This is a genomic window from Labrys sp. F242, assembly GCF_057813875.1.
Genome location: NZ_JBVASG010000001.1, coordinates 1092876 through 1110967 on the forward strand (window position 1 = coordinate 1092876; position 18092 = coordinate 1110967).

Sequence of the window (18092 nt, forward strand, 5' to 3'; positions counted from 1 at the left end):
CGTATTATTTTGCGGCATCAATGGATTTTCGAATCGAGGCCCGGGCGTGGAGCGGCCTCAACGCAAAATCGAACCAAACAGGAATTTCTTGAGGCGTTCGACGGGTTCGGCGTTGCGCTCCGTCTTCGCGGTCAGGAAAGCTCCTTGAAGAGAGGAGAGAATGAGGGCGGCCGCCTCGTGGCAGTCGAACTCTTCCGGCAGTTCGCCCATCCGCACGGCGGCCTCCAGGCAATAGCTCATGGCGCCCCGGCTCTCGGCGAAGATGTCGAGCAATTCATGGCGAATGGCCTCGCTGTCGCTGCTGGATTCGGCGGCAAAATTGCCGAACATACAGCCGCAGCGCATGCCGTTCTGTTTGAACCGCTCTGTCCTGGCGTCGATATAGGCCCTCACGCGCTGCAAGGGTGGGCTATTGTCGTCGAGCAACGTCTTGTGGGCATCTTCCCGCTTTTCGCTACGGTAGAGACCCAGCACTTCCAGGCCGAAAGCCTCCTTGGACGTGAAGTGGTTGGTGAAGCACCCTTGAGGCACACCCGCCGCGCGCACGACGTCGCGCACACTGGTAGCGGTGAAGCCATGCTCGTGTATCAGACCGAGCCCGGCGACGAGAAGTTTTTCACGGTTGGAAGCACGTGCCATGATTTCAATATGTACGACCGTATTATTTTGTCAAGCGCGATTTCCAGGGAGCAGGTTCTGTTCCCGGAAGCGCTGATATCTTGTCCACTCTTCCCTTGCCGCGAATACGACGTTTCCAAGAGCGGACATCACCCCATGACTTCACGGGGCTGAGATGTCCGCCCCCCAAGAAGTTGCGCTTCGGTGTAGGTTCTACTTGTCCTTGGCCTGATGGCTGGTCGATGCCTTCAGGCGTCGCTCGAGCCACAGGCTGTAGCGCGAGGCCGGGAAGCAGATCAGGAAATAGACCAGGGCGGCGAAGGCATAGGCCTCCGGATAGGCGTGCGGCCAGATCTGCTCATTGGTAGCGGCCGTGTTCCTGACGGCGGTCAGGAAGTCGATCATTCCGATGAAGCCGATCAGCGGCGTGCTCAGGAGGACGCCGATGCCCAGATTGACCAGTGGCGGGATGATGGCACGCAGGGCCTGCGGCAGGATCACCAGGCCGGTGGTCTGCCAATAGCTCAGGCCCAAGGCCCGTGCCGCCTCGTTCTGGCCTGATGGCAGGGCCTGCATGCCGGCGCGGATCACCTCCGCCAGATAGCAGGCGATGAAGAGGGTGAGGGCGACTTCGACGCTGAAGAACAGGTTCACGTCGAAATAGGGCAGGGCCATCGGCACGATCAGGCTGGAGACATAGAGCACCACCAGCATCGGCATGCCGCGCACGATCTCGATGAAGCTGGTGCTCACCAACCGCACGCCGCCCATGCTCGAACGGCGCCCCAGGGCCAGGGGAATGGCGATCAGGAAGGACGAGGCATAAGCGATCGTCCAGATCAGCATGGTCAGCGGCAGGCCGCCCCAATCATTGGTGGAGACGATGATGCCGGAGAAATAGCCGCGCAGCAGCAGGCAGGTGACGAGGGGCACCGCGATCCAGGCGAGGATCAGGCCGCGCCCCCAAAAGCGCGGGATGGTGCTGAGGCCGGCCAGGCCGAACATCAGGACCAGGCCGAGAATCGGGCGCCAGATGAGGTCCGAGGGATAGGTCCAGAACAGCATCAGCTTGAGGTTGACGCCGACGAAAGCCCAGCAGGCGCCCCCATTGGCCTGGCAGTCCTGCGCGGTGCCCGACCAGGTCGCCCGGATGAAGGCCCAATCGATCAGATACGAGCCGACCCAGGCGATCAGGCCCAGCACGATGAGCGTGATCGCCGTGTTGAGCGGCGAGGAGAACAGGCCGGCCTTGATCGTCTGCCAGCGTTGGGCCGAGCGTGGCCGGAGCGCATCGGGGAGGGACACCGTGCTCATTTGGCGATGATCCCGCGCTGGGCCATGCGGCGATTATAGAGATTGATCAGGTATGAGGTCGGCATACTCACGGCCAGGAAGACGGCGACCAGCACGATGATGGTCTCGACGGCATTGCCGGTGTTGTTGGCGCTCGTCTTGATGATGGCGGTCACCTCGGTGAAGCCGATCAGGATGCCGAGCGTGGTGTCCTTGGTGAGGTCGAGATAGCTCGAGGTCATCAAGGGCGTGATCACGCGCATCGCCTGCGGCATCACGATCAGGCGCATGATGCGCCCGCGCGGCAGCCCGATCGCCCGGCCCGCTTCCCATTGGCCTGTGTTGACGGATTCGATGCCGCTGCGCACGCTTTCGGAAATGCTGGCGGAATAATAGATCGTCAGCCCGACGAGCATGGCGGCGAATTCCGGTGTCAGCGTGATGCCGCCGCGAATGTTGAAGCCTTGCAGCACCGGCAGGTCCGGCGTGAAGGTGACGTTGGCGATGAAGATCCAAACCAGGGCGATGGCGGGAAAGAGGGCTGATACGCCCAAAAGGCCGAGAGCCGACAGGGGATGCTGCAGGCGACGGAGGAAGGCCCTCACGGCGAAGGCGAGCAGTATCAGCACGAGGGCCAGCAACCACAGGCTATCGCCGTTGCCGATCTCGACCCAGGGCAGGAAGATGCCGCGCACCGACAGGAAGGTCGAGGAGAAGGGCTGCAGGGCCTGCCGGGTGGAGGGCAAGGCCTGGGTCATCGCGATCCAGAAGAAAAGCTGCAGCGGCAGGGGCGTGTTGCGGATCAACTCGACATAGGCCTGCACGAGGCGTGAGAGCAGCAGATTGCCGGACAGGCGGGCAATGCCCAGGCTCGTGCCGAGAATGGTGGCGAACAGGCAGCCGAGCACGGCGAGCTTGAGCGTGTTGAGAAGGCCGACCGCGATGGCACGCGCATAGCTGTCGCCGGCCTGATAGACGAGCAGGCTTTCGGTGATGTCGAAATTGGCCGGCTGCCAGAGATAGTCGAGGCCGGGCGCCATGCCCAGGCGATGCATGCTGCCCAGGATGTTATGGCAGATGAGACCGAGGAACAGTGCCAAAGCGGCGATCAGCAGGAGCTGACCATAGGGGTGCGCGCCCCACCACCGGCGGATCCTGCCGATGGGGCCGGGAACATCAGGGGACACTATGCTGATCGTATCGGCCATAAAGGCATCCCATGGGGGCGGGTCCGAAGACCCGCTCCCCGTTGCATCTCAACGGAAGGGAGGCGAATAGATCAGGCCGCCCTTGGTCCAGAGATTGTTGAGACCGCGATCGAAGCCGATCTTCGTGCTCTTGCCGAGATTGCGCTCGAAGATCTCGCCGTAATTGCCGACTTTCTTGATGATGTTGTAGGCGAATTTCGGATCGAGCCCAATGGCCTGGCCGAGCGATGGGTCGACGCCGAGGAAGCGCTTGATCGCCGGATCCTCGCTGGTAAGGAAAGAATCGACGTTCTCGCTGGTGATGCCGAATTCCTCGGCCTGGATGGTGGCGTAAACGGTCCAGTTCACGATCTCCAGCCAGCGGTCGTCGCCGCCAAGCACTGCCGGTGCCAGGGGTTCCTTGGACAGGCGCTCGGGCAGCAGCACATACTCGTCCGGGTTCGGCAGGGCGGCGCGGCGCAGGCCGAGATCGGTACCGTCCTGCGTCAGCGCGTCGACGCGGCCGGAGGTCAGGGCCTGGGTGAAGGTTGCGGTGTCCTCGATCACCACGGATTTGTAGGTCTTGCCGGCCTTCTTGAAGAAATCGGCGATGTTCTGTTCACCCGTGGTGCCGCTTTGCACACCGATGGTGGCGCCGTCGAGCTCCGCGGCCTTGGTTACGCCGAGCGACTTCTTCGCCAGGATGCCCTGGCCGTCATAGAACACCACCGGGCCGAAATGGAAATTGAGCTTGAAGGCGCGGGTGATGGTTTGGGTCACGGCCGAGAGCAGGATGTCGAACTGGCCGGCCTGCAGGGCGGGGAGACGCTGCTGGGGCGAAGAATTGGTGAATTCGACCTTGTCGGGATCGTTGAACACGGTAATGGCGAGAGCCCGGCCGAAATCGACGAAGAAGCCTTGCCAGCGGCCATTGGCGTCGGGCGCGAAGAATCCGGCCTGGCTGCCGACGCCGACCTTGATGACGCCGCGCTCCTTGATCTTGTCGAGCGTGGGACCGGCCTGAGCCGGCGCCGCCGCGATGAAGCCGGCCGCGAGCGCGGCGATGGCGATGCCGGCGTTCCGCCTGAAGCCGCGTTTGACTGAGTTCAGCATGAAAGTCCCTTTCATTCCCTGCGCGGTCGGTATCCACGACAGGGCGCCCCGTTGCTCTCTTATGTCACCGGCCTGGCAGCATGCGCCGGGATCAGTGGTTTTCGGAAGGATGCCATTGCCTCCAGGCATGATCGGGCGATTACACCGCGATGGCAAGATCGGCAGCGACCTGTTTCATCCATTCAGCAGAATGTGATCGTAGAATGATTTATTACACACTGTCTACTAGTTTTATAAACTAATGAACAATATGAAACTGGATGTTGTGCCCCGCCTCAGAGCCCGACGTCGAAGAAGATCTGGTCCATGGTCCGCCCCGGTTCGGCACTCGGCGTGTCGCCGATGATGCGGGCCGGCACGCCCGCCACCGTCTTGTGCGGCGGTACCGGAGCCGTCACCACCGAGCCGGCGCCGATGCGGGCCCCTTCGCCGATTTCGATATTGCCGATCAGCTTGGCGCCCGAGCCGATGAGGACGCCCTTGCGGATCTTGGGATGGCGCTGGCCGGAGCGGATGCCGCTGCCGCCCAGCGTCACCGATTGCAGGATCGAGACATCGTCCTCGATCACTGCCGTCTCGCCGATGACGATGCCGGTGGCGTGGTCGAAGAAGATGCCGCGCCCGATCGGAACGGCGGGGTGGATGTCGACCTGCAGCACCTCGGAAATCCGGCTTTGCAGATAGAGCGCGAAGTTGCGCTGGCCATGATGCCAGAGCCAGTGGGCGAGGCGATGCAATTGCAGGGCATGGAAGCCCTTGAAGTAAAGCAGTGGTTCCAGATAGCGCTTGCAGGCCGGGTCGCGTTCAAGCACGGCCTGGATATCGGCGCGTATGCCGAGGCAGATGCCGGGATCGGCGGCCATCGCCGTGCGGAAGGCATGGCGCAGCACGGAGGCAGGCATATCCGGATGTTCGATGCGCTGGACCAGGCGTTGGATGAGCGCATCCTCGAAGGATGTGTGGTCGAGCACGCTGGCGTAGAACTGGGTGGCGAGCTGCGGTTCGGCGACGATGGCCTCCTGTGCTTCGTCCACCAGCCTGTCCCAGATCAGGTCGGATACGGCACCCGGACTTCGGGTCCGGCGCGAGAGCTTGCGGCTGTTCGAGGCGTTCATGGCAACTTCCTCAGGAGCAAAGCGCGTTGGGAAGGAAAGGTGCTTTCGCTCTAACTCTTTGTTTCCAAGCCAATCCGACGGATTGGCTGGAGCGTTTTGCGATTGCTGGCATGACCGCCAGATCGCAAAACGCTTGGGATCAACGTGCGCTGGCTGTGCCGGCACGCTTGGCGAGAGAACGCTCGAGGCTGCCGAGCGCATCGTAGATGAGCACGGCGAGGAGCGCGACGATGACGCCGCCTTGCAGGATATAGGCGGTATTGGTAGTGGTGATGCCAGCCATGATCACTTCGCCGAGGCTCTTAGCACCGACGGTGGAGCCGATGGTGGCCGTGCCGAGATTGACCACGAAGGAAAGGCGTATGCCGGTGAGGATCACCGGAAGGGCGAGCGGCAGCTCCACCTTGCTCAGGCGTTGCCAGCCGGTCATGCCCATGCCGCGGGCCGCGTCGAGAGCGGTGGTCGGAACGCTCTTCAGGCCCGCCATGGTGTTCTCGAAGATCGGCAGCAGCCCGTAGAGGGTGAGGGCCAGCAAGGTGGGCTCAGCGCCGAAGCCGAGCGAGGGCACGGCGATGGCGAGCACGGCGATCGGCGGGAAGGTCTGGCCGATATTCACGATGGTGCGCGACAGCGGCAGGAATTCGGCGCCCGCCGGCCGTGTCACGAAGATACCCGCGACCAGGGCCAATGTGCCGCCGATCAGGGTGGAGACGGCGACCAGGCCGAGATGGCTGAGGGCGAGGAACAGCAGGCTGCCTTGGCGATAGACAGCCGGTGCGCCATTGTCGTTGAGCGGTGCCAGGACCGGCGTGAACAGCTCCGTGTCCAACAGCAGCAGCAGCAGCAGGATGAGGGCGAGCGCCCTGGCGCCGTAACCGAGCCATTTCATGCGGGCGAGCTTTCCACGCGATGCGCTTCCGCGCCTGCCTGGCCCAGGATGGCCGGCAGGGTGATGCGGCCGCGCGGCGTGCCATCCGCTGCCGCCACCGGCAGTGCCTGCGTGCCAGCCCACAGCAACTCGGAGAGTGCATCGCGCAGCGTCGCGGTTTCCTGCACGGGCTTGCCCTCGGCGGTACCCGGCTGCACGGAATCGGCGACCTTGAGCAAGGAGAGCAGGCGCAGCGAGCGGTCGGGGCCGCCGATCAGGCGTTCGACGAAACCGGGAGCCGGATTGGTGAGGATTTCCGTCGGTGTGGCATATTGCAGGAGCTTGCCGCCATCCATCACGCCGATGCGGTTGCCCAGCAGCATGGCCTCTTCCATGTCGTGGGTGACCAGGACGACGGTGATGCCGAGCCGGCGTTGCAGAGCGAGCAGATCCTCCTGCGCCTTGGCCCGGATGATCGGGTCGAGCGCCCCGAAGGGCTCGTCCATCAGCAAGACCGCCGGCTCGGCGGCCAGAGCGCGAGCGACACCGACGCGCTGCTGTTGGCCCCCGGACAATTGATGCGGCAGTTTTTCGGCATAGGTGGCCGGGTCGAGATCGAACAGGCGGAGCAGTTCGTCGACGCGCTTGGCTATACGAGCCTGGTCCCAGCCGAGCAGGCCCGGCACGGTGCCGATATTGCGGGCCACCGTCCAATGCGGGAAGAGACCGTGGCCCTGGATGGCATAGCCGATGCCCCGGCGCAGCTCCTCACCCGACAGGCTGGAGGTGTCGCGGCCATTGATCAGGACTGTGCCGGCAGTCGGTTCGATCAGGCGGTTGATGATGCGCAGCAGCGTGGACTTGCCGCTGCCGGAGGTGCCGACCAGCACCGTAATCGTGCCGCGCTCGATGATGAGCGAGACATCGTCGACGGCCAGTTGGGAGCCGAAACGGCGGCTGACTTGCCTGACTTCGATCATGCGTGCCGTCCTTTAAGTGTGTCGACGATGGCATCGAGGATGATGGCTGCCGAAAAGGCGAGGGCGATGGTGGGGATGGCACCGAGCAAAACGAGGTCGATGGCCGTGGCGCCCATGCCGTTTTGCACATAGACGCCGAAGCCGCCGCCGCCGATCCAGGCGGCGATCGTGGCCAGGCCGATATTCTGCACCAGCACGATGCGAACACCTGTCAGGATGACGGGGAAGGCGAGGGGCAACTCGACCTGGAACAGGCGTTGCCACTGCGTCATGCCCATGCCGCGGGCGGCATCCACGACGTTGAAGGAAACGGAGTCGAGGCCGATCGCCGTGTTGGAAACCACCGGCAGCAGGGAATAGAGGAACAGCGCGATCAAGGCCGGCGAGGCGCCGGTGCCATGCACGCCGATGGCTTCGACGATGGGATAGGTTTTGGCCAGATAGGTCAGCGGCGCAATCATCAGGCCGAACAGCGCCAGCGACGGGATCGTCTGGATCATGTTGAGCACCGGCAGCACCACGCTGCGCAATCCCGGCTGGCGCTGGCAGAGAATGCCGAGCGGCAGGCCGACGATCAGGGCGCCGAGCAGGGAGGTGAGGGCAAGCGTGACGTGCACCCCTGCATTGGCGGCGAAGCCCGAGCCGTTGGTGTTGTATTCCTTCATGATCGACAGCCCGCTCCAGTGCCCCGAAAGCAGGAAGGCCAGGAAGACCGCCAGCGTGAGCAGCAGGGCGACAATCCTCTGGGCCGGGCGTAGCGACAGCTTGACCAACGCGTCGGTGAGCAGGATGGCGAAGGAGAAGGCGAGCAGCCAGAACCCGGCGGCAGGGCCGACCCGCGGCCTGGCATTGCCTGGTGGGATCAGGACCTCAGGCACCAGGCCGATCAGGACGGCCAGGAGCACCAAGGCACCGGCCGCCAGGGAGAGCCGGAGCCGCGGGGAGCTCCGGCGCAGGAGCAAGATCAGGCAGAGGACGAGCAGGGCCAGGCTGGCCCAGGCAAGGCTTGCGGGAAGCGCCTGGATGAAGCCGATGCCCTGGGCCTGGCCGATGCGGCTCGGCCGGAAATTGGCGAAAGGCAGCAACAGCGCCGCGGTGGCGATGACGGCCATCACGACGCCGAGCTTGTCGAAGGCCAGGGCACGCGTGCCCGTGGCGGCGGGCGGCGCCGGGAAAGCACCGTTGTCGGCTTGAACCTCCCCGGCGCCTGCACTCACTTCACCAGACCCTTCTTCTTGAGATAGTCGGTTGCCACGTCCTTTGCGGCCTCGCCGTCGACCTGGATGCGGCCGTTGAGCTCCTGCAGCGTGGTGAGGTCGAGGCTGGCGAAGACCGGCTTCAGCCATTCAGCGATCTCGGGATGGGCCTTGAGTACGGATTCGCGGATGACCGGGGTCGGCGCATAGACGGGCTGGACCGATTTGTCGTCGTCGAGCACCACGAGGTTGCCCGCGGCGATACCGCCATCCGTGCCATACACCATGGCGGTATTGACGCCGTCCGTCTGCTCGGCCGCCGCCTTGATGGTGGAGGCGGTGTCGCCGCCCGAAAGCACCACGAGCTGGTCGGACGAGAGCTTGAAGCCATAGGTGGTCTGGAAGGCGGGCAGGGCGCCGGCACTGTTGACGAACTCGGCCGAGGCAATCAGCTTCACCTTGCCGCCGCCGGTGACAAACTTACCGAAATCGTCGAGCGATTTCAGCTTGTTGGTGTCAGCCACATCCTTGCGGATGGCGATGGCCCAGGTGTTGTTGGCGGGGGCCGGATCGAGCCACACCAGCTTGTTGGCGTCGTAGTCGAGCTTCTTGGCCTCGGCATAGCCCTTGGCCGCATCCTTCCACAGGCCGTCATCGGCCTTGTTGAAGAAGAAGCCGGCATTGCCGGTATATTCGGGATAGAGGTCGATATCACCCGCGACCAGCGCCTTGCGCACGATCGGCGTGGTGCCGAGCCCGACCCGGTTATTGACCGACAGGCCGTGGGATTCCAGCACCTGCACGATCAGGTTTCCGAGCAGATTGCCTTCGGTATCGATCTTGGAGGCGACGGTGACGTCGGCGGCCTGGGCCATGCCGGCGGTCGCCATCATGGCGACGGCAGCCGCCGCGGATGTCAGCCGGGCCGCCCGCTTGCCGATGAGGGAGCGGAGGGGGAGCGAGAATGGCATCTTGTGATCCTCTTGGTGTCCTTTGAACGACGCCGGAAGCTGTAAGGGTTGTGCCGACGGTCGATGATTCAGATTCTGAAGTTGAGCGAGGCCCCGTATCTTGTTGATCCGACTCCGGAACTCGTACCGGCAGTCTTTGTTCAGGCGTCTCGTGCCGTCCCCGTCGCGAGGCTGGCGCAGAGCGCCGCGACACCGATCCACAGGCTGGCCGACCAATAGGCCACGATCGCCAGAGGGTGGGTGCCGCGACACAGCGATTTCGCAAGCTGGCAAATATCGCTGTTGCTGACAAGGCAAAGCCCGGCATCGGGAAGCGAGAGATAATTGTAGCCGATCACATCCCTGTAGGTAATCCACCACCAGAGCAGGGACAGGGTGACGATGGCTACTCCCAGGATGAGGAGAATTCGCGGATATAAGGGCAGGACGCTCATGAAAGGACCAATCCCAGCGCCGCCAGAATTTCCCGGCGCAGATGCACCAGGTCCACGTCGTCGCGATGGCGGGGATAGGGCTTGTCGATAGGAAATTCCGCCTTGATCCGCGCGGGCCGGTCGGAGAACACGATAACGCGCGACGCGAGCAGCAGCGCCTCTTCGACGTCATGGGTCACGAGCAACGCCGTGAAGCCCGTGCGCTGCCATAGCGACACCAACTCGTCCTGCAGGGCGAGGCGCGTCAGGGAATCGAGCTTGCCCAGCGGCTCGTCGAGCAGCAGCAGGGCGGGGTCGTGCACCAGGGCCCTTGCGAGCGAGGCTCGTTGGGCCATGCCGCCCGAAAGCTGGTGGGGATAGGCATCGGCGAAGCGCTCGAGCCCGACCAGAGACAAGGCATGGCCTATGCGATGGCGCTGACGGGCGAGCACGCCGCGCGCCTCCAGCCCGGCCGCGACATTCTTGCGGACGGTGAGCCAGGGAAACAGGGTCGGGTCCTGGAAGACCAGGATGCGGGAGGGATCGGGTGCCCCGACCGCCTTGCCGTCGGCCAGGATCGTGCCGGTGGCGGGAGGCTCCAATCCTGCGATCAGGCGAAGAAGGGTGGACTTGCCACACCCCGAGGGACCGAGCAGGGCGACGAATTCGCCGGGCGCGACCTTGAGATCGATGCCATCCAGTACGGGCAGTTCCGCGCCCGAGAGATCGAAATGATGGCTGACGCCGTGGACGTCGATGCCGATGCTGTGGCCGGAGACAGCCATCAGATGAAGCCCTTCTGCCAGGTGAGGAGGCGATCGCGCAGCACGAAGAGCAGCTTCACGATACCGGCGCAGATGACGGACATGATCAGCAGCGTTGCGTAGACGTTGGCATAGCCCGAATAGGCGGTCTGGAACTGGATGTACCAGCCGAGCCCGTATTTGGCGCCGAGCATCTCGGCGACCACCAGGACTGCGAATGAGTAATAGAGGCCCATGAACAGGCCAACGAAGACATGTGGCAGGGAGGCGGGAATGGCGATGTTGCGGATCAGGTACCAGCTCTTGGCGCCAAAGATGCGGCTGACGTCGTAATAGGCCCGGTTGACCGAAGCGACGCCGGAGGCCGTCAGGATGGCGACGGGAATGCCGGAGGCAAGCGCCACGATGAACACGCTGGCATCGAAGGTATTGGGGAAGAAATAGAAGGTGCAGGGGATCCAGGCCGTGGCCGGAACCGGGCCGATCAGCTTGAGGATCGGCATGCCCCAATAGCTGAAGCGCTTCGACCAGCCCAGCGCAATGCCGAGCCCATAGCCGACGGCGATGCCGCAGAAGAAGCCGGCGGACCATAGGCGCAGCGAATAGGCGATGCAGATCAGAAGGCGCTGGCTCTCGGTGACGTAGACATGGAGCAGGCCATGCGGAGGCGAGAAGAACGGCTTGGGCAGCCAGCCGGTCTTGGCTGTCGAGAGTTCCCACAGCGCCAGCCAGACGCCGATGGCAGCGAACCAGGGACCGTAATACAGCAGCGTGCGTCCCAGCCCGCCAAGACGGTGCACGGCAAAGGCTAGGGCCAGGAAGACCAGCGCCGCCGTGCCGGTAAGGGCGGCGAACAGACCAGCGCTGCCCCAGGGGACCACGTCGGGCAAGCCGATCGTGATGCCCGCAGTGGCCGCCAGAGCGGCCGAGGCAAGCAGCCCATGCTTCCACACGCCGTTCCAGAGGGCCTGCAGGGAAGCCTGTGAAGGCGGCCTCGCCTTGAGGACTCCGGAGTTGGGCGCGCGCAGGGTATCGCTCATGACAAGGCCTCAGGCGAGCAGGTTGATGGTGATCCGCTCGGCGAACTCCTTGGGATCGGTGGTGGGATCGAGCACTTTGACCAGCTTGAGATCTTCAGCCGCCAGGCGGATCTGGTCGATCAGCGGCTGGCCGATCGGATGGTTGTGGTAGACCAGCGTTCCCAGGATTTCGGTGAGCTGAGCGGTCGTCAGGCCAGCGGGCTTGAGCGTTTCGAAATACCATTGCGCCACCTCGTCGGGATGGTTGGCGGTATATTCATGGATCTCGATATTCGCTTCGGCGAGGCGACGCAGCGCATCCTTGTTCGCTTCCAGGAAGGGGCCGTTGGCGCCGAGGACGCAGCAGGTGTGGTTCTCGTAATAACCGGTCTGGGTGTCGGCGATCTTGGTGAAGCCGAATTGCTTCTCGATGGCCCAGGCCCAGGGATCGAGATGGGCGGCAAGATCGACATCGCCTCGGTTCAGCGTCTCGCCGACGAGATCGAAGGGCACAGCCTTCCAGGTCACGTCGGTTTCCGGATCGAGCCCGGCCTTGGCGAAGCTGACCTGGAAAGCGACCTGGGGCGGAGCGCCGATGCCATAGGTGGCGATGGTCTTGCCCTTGGCGTCCGCCAGCGTCTTGATGCCGGAATCCTTGCGTGTGAGCAGGCGCTGGCAGCCGCCATGGGAGCCGACGAAGAGCTTGACGTCGAAACCTTGCTCCAGGGGCTTCAGCCAGTCTCCGATCAGGCCGGCGCCGGCATCGGCCTTGCCGGTGGCGAGAGCCTGGATCAGCGTCTGGCCGCTGGCGCCCTGGTAGAACAACTCGACGTCGAGATTGTGCTTGGCGTAGATGCCCTTGGCCACGCCGAAGCCGAGCGGCGAGTGGCAGGCAGCCACCTCCGTCCAGGCCAGGCGGATCTTGGGCGCTGGCGCCGCGATGGCGGGCGAGAAGATCCGGCCGCCGACGGCGCCGAGGGAGGCGAGGGCACCGGCCGTTCCGGCCAGTTTGAGCGCCCTGCGGCGCGAGAAAGTGGGAAGTTTGGACATGGGTTTCATCCGTGGCCGGCTGGGCGGTGAAAAGACTGTGTCATCCCCGGCGAGCGAAGCGAGGGAAGGGGATCCAGGGGCCATCAGTCGAGCCCTTCAGTCCCTGGACCCCCTTCCCCTCGCACTCACAAGCAAGCTTGTGAGGCTCGGCCGGGGATGACAGGCGCTATTCTCGAGCGATGTTTTAGGCCGCCTTACGTTCCGCGGCGTCGTGCTCGCCTTCGGCAGTGGCCAGGGCCTGCGTCAGGTCGGCGATGATGTCGTCCGGGTGCTCGATGCCGATGGACAGGCGCACATAGCCGGGCGTCACCCCGGTCGCGAGCTGGTCTTCCGGCGTCAGCTGCTGATGGGTGGTCGAGGCCGGGTGGATGGCGAGCGAGCGGGCATCGCCGATATTGGCGACGTGGTAGAGCAATTTGAGTGCGTCGATGAAGCGCTTGCCGGCCTCGACACCGCCCTTGAGCTCGAAGCCGACCAAGGCGCCATAGCCACCCTTGAGATAGGCCTCGGCGCGACGGCGGTTCTCGTCCGACTGCAGGCCGGGGAAGATGACATGGCTGACGCCTGGGTGCTTGGCGAGGAAGTCCGCCACCTTGATGGCGTTCTCATTGTGCTGGCGCAGGCGCAGCGGCAGGGTTTCCAGCCCCTGCAGCAGCTGGAAGGCGTTGAAGGGCGACAGGGCCGCGCCGACGTCGCGCAGGAGCTTCACCCGCACGCGCAGAATATAGGCGATCGGCCCGAGCGGCTTGGCGGCCTCGGTCCAGATGGCGCCGTGATAGGCCTCGTCCGGCTGGGTCAGCAGCGGGAAGCGTTCGGCATGGTCTTCCCAGGGGAAATTGCCGCCATCGACGATCAGCCCGCCGATGGAGGTGCCATGGCCGCCGATGTATTTGGTCGCCGAATAGACCACGACGGCTGCGCCATGTTCGAGCGGGCGGGCGATCAGCGGCGCGGCGGTATTGTCGACGATGAGGGGAATGCCGATCGAGCGGCCGATGTCGGCGATCTCGCGGATTGCCAGCACCTGCAGCTTGGGATTGGGCAGCGTCTCGGCATAGAAGGCGCGGGTCTTGTCGTCGCTCGCCCGGCGGAAATTCTCCGGATCGGAGGGATCGACGAAGCGGACCTCGACGCCGAACTGCTTGAGGGTCGAAGCAAACAGGGTCCAGGTGCCGCCATAGAGGTCGGTGGACGAGACGATATTGTCGCCGGCCTGGGCGAGGTTGAGGATCGAATAGGCCGAGGCCGTCTGCCCCGACGAGACAGCCAGGGCGGCCGCGCCGCCCTCGATGGCGGCAATGCGCTGTTCCAGCGCGTCGGTCGTCGGGTTCTGCACGCGCGTATAGATGTTCCCGAGCTCCTCGAGCGCGAAGAGGCGCGCGGCGTGGCCGGTATCCTGGAACTGGTAGGAGGTGGTCTGGTAGATCGGCACCGCCACCGCACCGGTGGCCGGATCGGCGCGATAGCTGCCGCCATGCAGAGCGAGGGTTTCGAAATGCCGGGAGTCGGTGGTCATGCGAATGGCTCCGGAGGAGGGGCTTGAGGTCAGTAGTTTCGGTTCAGTAGGCGGACGCGACCTGTGCGGTTTTGCTGGTATCGATCAGGTCGGAATGGTGGCGGCGGGCGACGTCGGGGTGAGAGCGCAGGCGGCTCTTGAGATAGTTGCGTCCGGCCTCGCGGAAGAGCGGATTGAGCGGGTCCTGCGTCAAGCCGCGTGCTTCGGCTGCGAGTTCCGGTGCAAGTGTCAGCAACGGTACTTCGGCTTCGAGATTGGCGCCGAGGAAGAAGGGCACCGACAGGCGGTCGGTTCCGGCGGGCGGCGAGACGACGCGATGGATGTTGGCGCGCAGATAGCCGTTCGAAGCCAGTTCAAGGATCTCGCCTATATTGACGACGAAAGTGCCGGGAATGGGCGGTGCCTCGATCCAGCCATGCTCTCCCTCGACCTGCAGGCCACCCTGCACATCCTGCAGCAGCAGCGTGAGGAAACCCGAATCCTTGTGGGCACCGACGCCCTGGTCGCCCTCGCTGGCCTCGCGGCCGGGATAGCGCACGATCTTGAGGAGCTGGTTGGGTTCGGGTGTGTAGATCGGCTCGAAGGCATCAGCCTTCTGGCCCAAGGCAAGCGCGAAGGCACTGAGGACACGAACGCCGAGCTGGGTGATTTCACTGAGATAGCGCAGCGTGATGAGCTGCAATTCGGGCAGGGCTGCGGGCCATTGATTGGGACCTTGCAGGCGGTGCCAGGCCGGGGTTGCGGGGTCGAGGGGACGGGCCCTCTTCTCGGCGCCGATGTCGACCTGCTCGCGCCAGTCCGGCTTGCCGCGCGTATGCTCGAAGCCGGCCCGGTTATAGCCGCGGAAATGCGGCGAGTTGATCATCTCGATCGCCAGCTTGTCCTGTTCGGGCAGGTCGAAGAAGCGACGTGACAGGCGCAGCACGTCACCGATCAACTGCTGGGGGATGCCGTGACCGGTCAGGTAGAAGAAGCCGGGGCCGCGGGCTGCCTCGCGCAGGTCCTCCAGGAAGGCCTTGCGCTCTGCCGGCCCGGCCTCGAACCAGCGGAAATCGAGGATAGGCAGGCTTTCGGCTGAAGTCGTCATGGCGTTGGACCGTCTGGTTGAATCTCTGTGTGAAATCGACCATGGCGGTATTTATAAGTCAACTGATTTTATAGACTATATAGAATTATAACGACGAGCTGCCGAAATAACACTTTTCTGCCAGGGAGTTAGGTACCAGAACGGAATCAGATCGTGAACGGTCCGCACTGGAAGAAGAGGCCGGATTGCAGGCCAAATTCCATGCAGCCGGGGCGGGAAATTAATTATTGACTAAATCTATCAACTATTAGGATTATAGAGGCCGATATGCCTAAGGATGACCTGATGACCCCGCTCTGGACCCGCCGCTTCCTGCTTGCCGCCGCGCCCGCACTTGCCGTGACCGCCGCCCTTGGACCCGCGCGCGCCGCGACGAAGACGGTGCGCGTCGGCTATCAGAAATACGGCACCTTCCTACTGCTCAAGGCGCGCGGGAATCTGGAACGCAAGCTCGAGCCACTCGGCTTCGGCGTGACCTGGACGGAGTTTCCCGGTGGGCCGCAATTGCTGGAAGCCCTGAATGTCGGTGCGCTCGATTTCGGCATCACCGGTGAGGCTCCGCCGATCTTTGCCCAGGCCGCTGGCGCACCCCTGGTCTATGTCGCCAACGAACCGGCTGCCCCCCTCAGCGAGGCGATCCTGGTGCGCAAGGATAGCCCGCTGCAATCGGTGGCGGAGCTGAAGGGCAAGAAGGTCGGGCTCAACAAGGGATCGAACGTTCACTATCTTCTGGTCAAGGCGCTGGAGAAGGCGGGTCTGGCCTATGGCGACATTCAGACCGTGTTCCTGACGCCTTCCGACGCACGAGCCGCTTTCGAGCATGGCGACATCGATGCCTGGGTGATCTGGGACCCCTTCCAGGCGGCGGCCGAGATCGCCGTCGAAGCGCGCCAGCTCGCCAATGGCGAGGGACTGGTCGCCAACCGGCAATTCTATCTGGGTGAACGCTCCTTCACCGAGGCCAATCCGGCTGCGATCGACGCCGTCCTGGCCGCCATCAATGAGATCGACCAATGGGCCAAGGACCATGTCGACGAGGCGGCGAAGGAACTCGCCCCCGCCGTCGGCATTCCCGCGCCGGTGCTCAAGCTGGCGCTCGGCCGGCAGTCCTGGAACGTGCAGCCGATCACTGCCGAGACGGTAGCCGCCCAGCAGCAGATTGCCGACACCTTCCATAAGCTCGGCCTCATCCCGAAGGCGATCAAGATCGCGGACGCGCTACGTCCCGGCGTGACACTCTGAGCGGGGAGGGGCCGATGGCATCGCAACGCATCAATGGGCTGACCCAGCGCCTGGTTAGACGATTGATTCCTTGGCTGCTGCCCGTGCTGCTGCTGGCCGGCTGGGAGCTTGCCGCCGATCTCGGCTGGCTGCAGGCGCGGGTGCTCTCGGCACCGAGTGCGGTGGCGCTCGCCTTCTGGCAGACACTCCAGGATGGCAGCCTCCTGCACAATGTCGGCGTCAGCGCCGGACGCGCATTGCAGGGCCTTGCCATTGGCGGCCTCATCGGTTTCGCGCTCGGCGTCGCCAATGGCGTTTGGCGCCCGGCCGAGCTCTTGCTCGACTCCACCCTGCAGATGCTGCGCAACGTGCCGCACCTTGCCATCATTCCGCTGGTGATCCTGTGGTTCGGCATCGGCGAGAGCGCCAAGATCTTCCTGGTCGTCCTCGGCGTGCTCTTTCCCGTCTACATCAATACCTATCACGGCATCCGCACCATCGATCCGCATCTCACCGAGATGGCTCGTGTCTACGGCCTGGGCCCGGTGGCGCGATTCTGGCGGGTGATCCTGCCAGGCGCCCTGCCGTCGGTCTTCGTGGGCCTGCGCTACGGCCTTGGCATCATGTGGCTGACGCTGATCGTGGCTGAGACCATCTCCGCTTCATCGGGCATCGGCTACATGACCATGAATGCCCGCGAATTCCTGCAGACGGACGTCATCCTGCTCGGCGTGATCATCTATGCCGTGCTCGGCAAGCTCTCCGACACGCTGGTGAAGCTGCTCGAACAGGCCGCCCTGCAATGGCATCCCACCTATGCGCGACCCCGCCGGGAGGCACTAGCTTGACCCACGCTCTGCTCCATGTCGAAGACGGCTATTTCACTCCCGAATTGACCCGCAACAGCCTGGCGCCGTCGAATTTCGTCGCGCCGTCCCCCAAACCCAAGGGATTGGCGATCGAGCTGAAAGGGGCATCCAAAGCCTTCGATCACCGCGTCGTGCTCGACAGGCTCAATCTCACCATCAAGCCGGGCGAGTTCGTCGCCGTCGTCGGGCGTTCGGGCGGCGGCAAATCCACGCTTTTGCGTCTCATTTCCGGCCTCGACCGTCCCAGCGCCGGCGAGGTGGAGATCGGCGGAACGGCCGCGCGAGGCGCACATGCCGGAGCCCGTCTGATGTTCCAGGACGCGCGGCTGCTGCCCTGGCAGCGCGTGATCGGCAATGTCGGCATCGCCCGCGGTCCGAGCTGGCGCGGCCTGGCCCAAGCTGCCCTCGACGAGGTGGGGCTGGGGGATCGGGCCAATGAATGGCCGAGCGTGTTGTCGGGCGGCCAGAGGCAGCGTGTCGCGCTGGCGCGCGCCTTGGTCAGCCGGCCCGACATCCTGCTGCTCGACGAGCCCTTCGGCGCGCTCGACGCCATGACGCGGGTGGAGATGCATCAATTGCTGTCGCGGATCTGGCGCGAGCACGGCTTCACCGCCATCCTCATCACGCACGACGTGTCGGAAGCGGTAGCGCTGGCGGATCGGGTGATCGTGCTGCGCGAAGGCGCCGTGGCGCTTGACCTGGCCATCGACCTGCCGCGCCCGCGTCGCGATGACGAGCGGACGGCCAAGCTGGCGAGCCGCGTGCTGTCCTACGTTTGATCTTTCTGCCGATATGAAAAAGGCCAGGGCAAG

At 64.2% G+C, this 18092-nt stretch carries 18 protein-coding genes; 3 read left to right on the forward strand and 15 right to left on the reverse strand.

What is annotated here, in order from left to right; translation table 11 throughout:
- Window positions 1–57: 57 nt before the first annotated feature.
- From ACZYTC_RS05050 to ACZYTC_RS05120, 15 genes are all read right to left on the reverse strand, one after another.
- The gene (locus tag ACZYTC_RS05050) at window positions 58–639 is read right to left on the reverse strand and encodes a TetR/AcrR family transcriptional regulator (RefSeq protein ID WP_434957102.1); all 582 of its coding nucleotides are present in this window, start codon (window positions 637–639) and stop codon (window positions 58–60) included.
- A gap of 192 nt (window positions 640–831) precedes the next feature.
- Window positions 832–1932 (reverse strand): amino acid ABC transporter permease, encoded by a 1101-nt coding sequence (locus ACZYTC_RS05055; RefSeq protein WP_488989062.1) that lies wholly within the window; start codon window positions 1930–1932, stop codon window positions 832–834.
- Window positions 1929–3119: an amino acid ABC transporter permease gene (locus tag ACZYTC_RS05060; protein ID WP_488989063.1), complete on the reverse strand. Its 1191-nt coding sequence runs from the start codon at window positions 3117–3119 to the stop codon at window positions 1929–1931. Before ACZYTC_RS05060 ends, ACZYTC_RS05055 begins: the two co-directional genes overlap by 4 nt.
- A 48-nt stretch (window positions 3120–3167) precedes the next feature.
- A complete protein-coding gene (locus ACZYTC_RS05065) occupies window positions 3168–4211 on the reverse strand; it encodes an amino acid ABC transporter substrate-binding protein (RefSeq protein ID WP_434957099.1) in 1044 nt (347 codons plus the stop codon).
- A gap of 275 nt (window positions 4212–4486) precedes the next feature.
- Entirely contained in the window at window positions 4487–5326 is an 840-nt protein-coding gene (gene cysE / locus ACZYTC_RS05070; protein WP_434957098.1) for a serine O-acetyltransferase, read from the reverse strand.
- A 139-nt stretch (window positions 5327–5465) separates the two neighbouring features.
- Window positions 5466–6215, reverse strand: coding sequence for an ABC transporter permease (locus ACZYTC_RS05075; protein ID WP_488989064.1), 750 nt, complete (start codon window positions 6213–6215; stop codon window positions 5466–5468).
- A complete protein-coding gene (locus tag ACZYTC_RS05080) occupies window positions 6212–7174 on the reverse strand; it encodes an ABC transporter ATP-binding protein (RefSeq protein ID WP_441772348.1) in 963 nt (320 codons plus the stop codon). Before ACZYTC_RS05080 ends, ACZYTC_RS05075 begins: the two co-directional genes overlap by 4 nt.
- Window positions 7171–8313, reverse strand: a complete 1143-nt coding sequence (locus tag ACZYTC_RS05085) for an ABC transporter permease (RefSeq protein ID WP_488989980.1) — start codon at window positions 8311–8313, stop codon at window positions 7171–7173. Before ACZYTC_RS05085 ends, ACZYTC_RS05080 begins: the two co-directional genes overlap by 4 nt.
- A gap of 74 nt (window positions 8314–8387) precedes the next feature.
- On the reverse strand, window positions 8388–9263 hold the full coding sequence (osmF, locus tag ACZYTC_RS05090; RefSeq protein WP_434959661.1) for a glycine betaine ABC transporter substrate-binding protein OsmF: 876 nt from the start codon (window positions 9261–9263) through the stop codon (window positions 8388–8390).
- Between the two features lie 218 nt (window positions 9264–9481).
- On the reverse strand, window positions 9482–9775 hold the full coding sequence (locus ACZYTC_RS05095; protein ID WP_434957095.1) for a hypothetical protein: 294 nt from the start codon (window positions 9773–9775) through the stop codon (window positions 9482–9484).
- On the reverse strand, window positions 9772–10539 hold the full coding sequence (locus tag ACZYTC_RS05100; protein WP_434957094.1) for an ABC transporter ATP-binding protein: 768 nt from the start codon (window positions 10537–10539) through the stop codon (window positions 9772–9774). The genes ACZYTC_RS05095 and ACZYTC_RS05100 overlap by 4 nt, the downstream gene beginning before the upstream one ends.
- Window positions 10539–11558 carry an ABC transporter permease gene (locus ACZYTC_RS05105; protein ID WP_441772347.1) on the reverse strand — a complete coding sequence of 340 codons (1020 nt, stop codon included), beginning with the start codon at window positions 11556–11558 and terminating at the stop codon, window positions 10539–10541. The genes ACZYTC_RS05100 and ACZYTC_RS05105 overlap by 1 nt, the downstream gene beginning before the upstream one ends.
- Before the next feature lie 9 nt (window positions 11559–11567).
- A complete protein-coding gene (locus ACZYTC_RS05110; RefSeq protein ID WP_322431304.1) occupies window positions 11568–12587 on the reverse strand; it encodes an ABC transporter substrate-binding protein in 1020 nt (339 codons plus the stop codon).
- Window positions 12588–12771: 184 nt separating this feature from the next.
- Window positions 12772–14103 (reverse strand): O-acetylhomoserine aminocarboxypropyltransferase/cysteine synthase family protein, encoded by a 1332-nt coding sequence (locus tag ACZYTC_RS05115; RefSeq protein ID WP_488989065.1) that lies wholly within the window; start codon window positions 14101–14103, stop codon window positions 12772–12774.
- A 43-nt stretch (window positions 14104–14146) separates the two neighbouring features.
- Window positions 14147–15190 carry an isopenicillin N synthase family dioxygenase gene (locus tag ACZYTC_RS05120; RefSeq protein ID WP_488989066.1) on the reverse strand — a complete coding sequence of 348 codons (1044 nt, stop codon included), beginning with the start codon at window positions 15188–15190 and terminating at the stop codon, window positions 14147–14149.
- Between the two features lie 285 nt (window positions 15191–15475).
- On the opposite strand from ACZYTC_RS05120, the gene ACZYTC_RS05125 reads away from it, so the two are divergent.
- The 3 genes from ACZYTC_RS05125 to ACZYTC_RS05135 are packed head-to-tail and all read left to right on the forward strand — an operon-like array spanning window position 15476 to window position 18059.
- Entirely contained in the window at window positions 15476–16432 is a 957-nt protein-coding gene (locus tag ACZYTC_RS05125) for a sulfonate ABC transporter substrate-binding protein (protein WP_488989067.1), read from the forward strand.
- 14 nt (window positions 16433–16446) lie between these two features.
- The gene (locus ACZYTC_RS05130) at window positions 16447–17259 is read left to right on the forward strand and encodes an ABC transporter permease subunit (protein WP_488989068.1); all 813 of its coding nucleotides are present in this window, start codon (window positions 16447–16449) and stop codon (window positions 17257–17259) included.
- Window positions 17214–18059: an ATP-binding cassette domain-containing protein gene (locus ACZYTC_RS05135; protein ID WP_488989069.1), complete on the forward strand. Its 846-nt coding sequence runs from the start codon at window positions 17214–17216 to the stop codon at window positions 18057–18059. Before ACZYTC_RS05130 ends, ACZYTC_RS05135 begins: the two co-directional genes overlap by 46 nt.
- The last annotated feature ends 33 nt before the right edge of the window (window positions 18060–18092 follow it).

Bases quoted from the DNA above. Each gene is read 5' to 3' on its own strand.
- ACZYTC_RS05050 (WP_434957102.1), bottom strand. From the start codon at position 639: ATGGCACGTGCTTCCAACCGTGAAAAACTTCTCGTCGCCGGGCTCGGT.
- ACZYTC_RS05055 (WP_488989062.1), bottom strand. From the start codon at position 1,932: ATGAGCACGGTGTCCCTCCCCGATGCGCTCCGGCCACGCTCGGCCCAA.
- ACZYTC_RS05060 (WP_488989063.1), bottom strand. From the start codon at position 3,119: ATGGCCGATACGATCAGCATAGTGTCCCCTGATGTTCCCGGCCCCATC.
- ACZYTC_RS05065 (WP_434957099.1), bottom strand. From the start codon at position 4,211: ATGCTGAACTCAGTCAAACGCGGCTTCAGGCGGAACGCCGGCATCGCC.
- cysE (WP_434957098.1), bottom strand. From the start codon at position 5,326: ATGAACGCCTCGAACAGCCGCAAGCTCTCGCGCCGGACCCGAAGTCCG.
- ACZYTC_RS05075 (WP_488989064.1), bottom strand. From the start codon at position 6,215: ATGAAATGGCTCGGTTACGGCGCCAGGGCGCTCGCCCTCATCCTGCTG.
- ACZYTC_RS05080 (WP_441772348.1), bottom strand. From the start codon at position 7,174: ATGATCGAAGTCAGGCAAGTCAGCCGCCGTTTCGGCTCCCAACTGGCC.
- osmF (WP_434959661.1), bottom strand. From the start codon at position 9,263: ATGATGGCGACCGCCGGCATGGCCCAGGCCGCCGACGTCACCGTCGCC.
- ACZYTC_RS05095 (WP_434957095.1), bottom strand. From the start codon at position 9,775: ATGAGCGTCCTGCCCTTATATCCGCGAATTCTCCTCATCCTGGGAGTA.
- ACZYTC_RS05100 (WP_434957094.1), bottom strand. From the start codon at position 10,539: ATGGCTGTCTCCGGCCACAGCATCGGCATCGACGTCCACGGCGTCAGC.
- ACZYTC_RS05105 (WP_441772347.1), bottom strand. From the start codon at position 11,558: ATGAGCGATACCCTGCGCGCGCCCAACTCCGGAGTCCTCAAGGCGAGG.
- ACZYTC_RS05110 (WP_322431304.1), bottom strand. From the start codon at position 12,587: ATGTCCAAACTTCCCACTTTCTCGCGCCGCAGGGCGCTCAAACTGGCC.
- ACZYTC_RS05115 (WP_488989065.1), bottom strand. From the start codon at position 14,103: ATGACCACCGACTCCCGGCATTTCGAAACCCTCGCTCTGCATGGCGGC.
- ACZYTC_RS05120 (WP_488989066.1), bottom strand. From the start codon at position 15,190: ATGACGACTTCAGCCGAAAGCCTGCCTATCCTCGATTTCCGCTGGTTC.
- ACZYTC_RS05125 (WP_488989067.1), top strand. From the start codon at position 15,476: ATGACCCCGCTCTGGACCCGCCGCTTCCTGCTTGCCGCCGCGCCCGCA.
- ACZYTC_RS05130 (WP_488989068.1), top strand. From the start codon at position 16,447: ATGGCATCGCAACGCATCAATGGGCTGACCCAGCGCCTGGTTAGACGA.
- ACZYTC_RS05135 (WP_488989069.1), top strand. From the start codon at position 17,214: ATGGCATCCCACCTATGCGCGACCCCGCCGGGAGGCACTAGCTTGACC.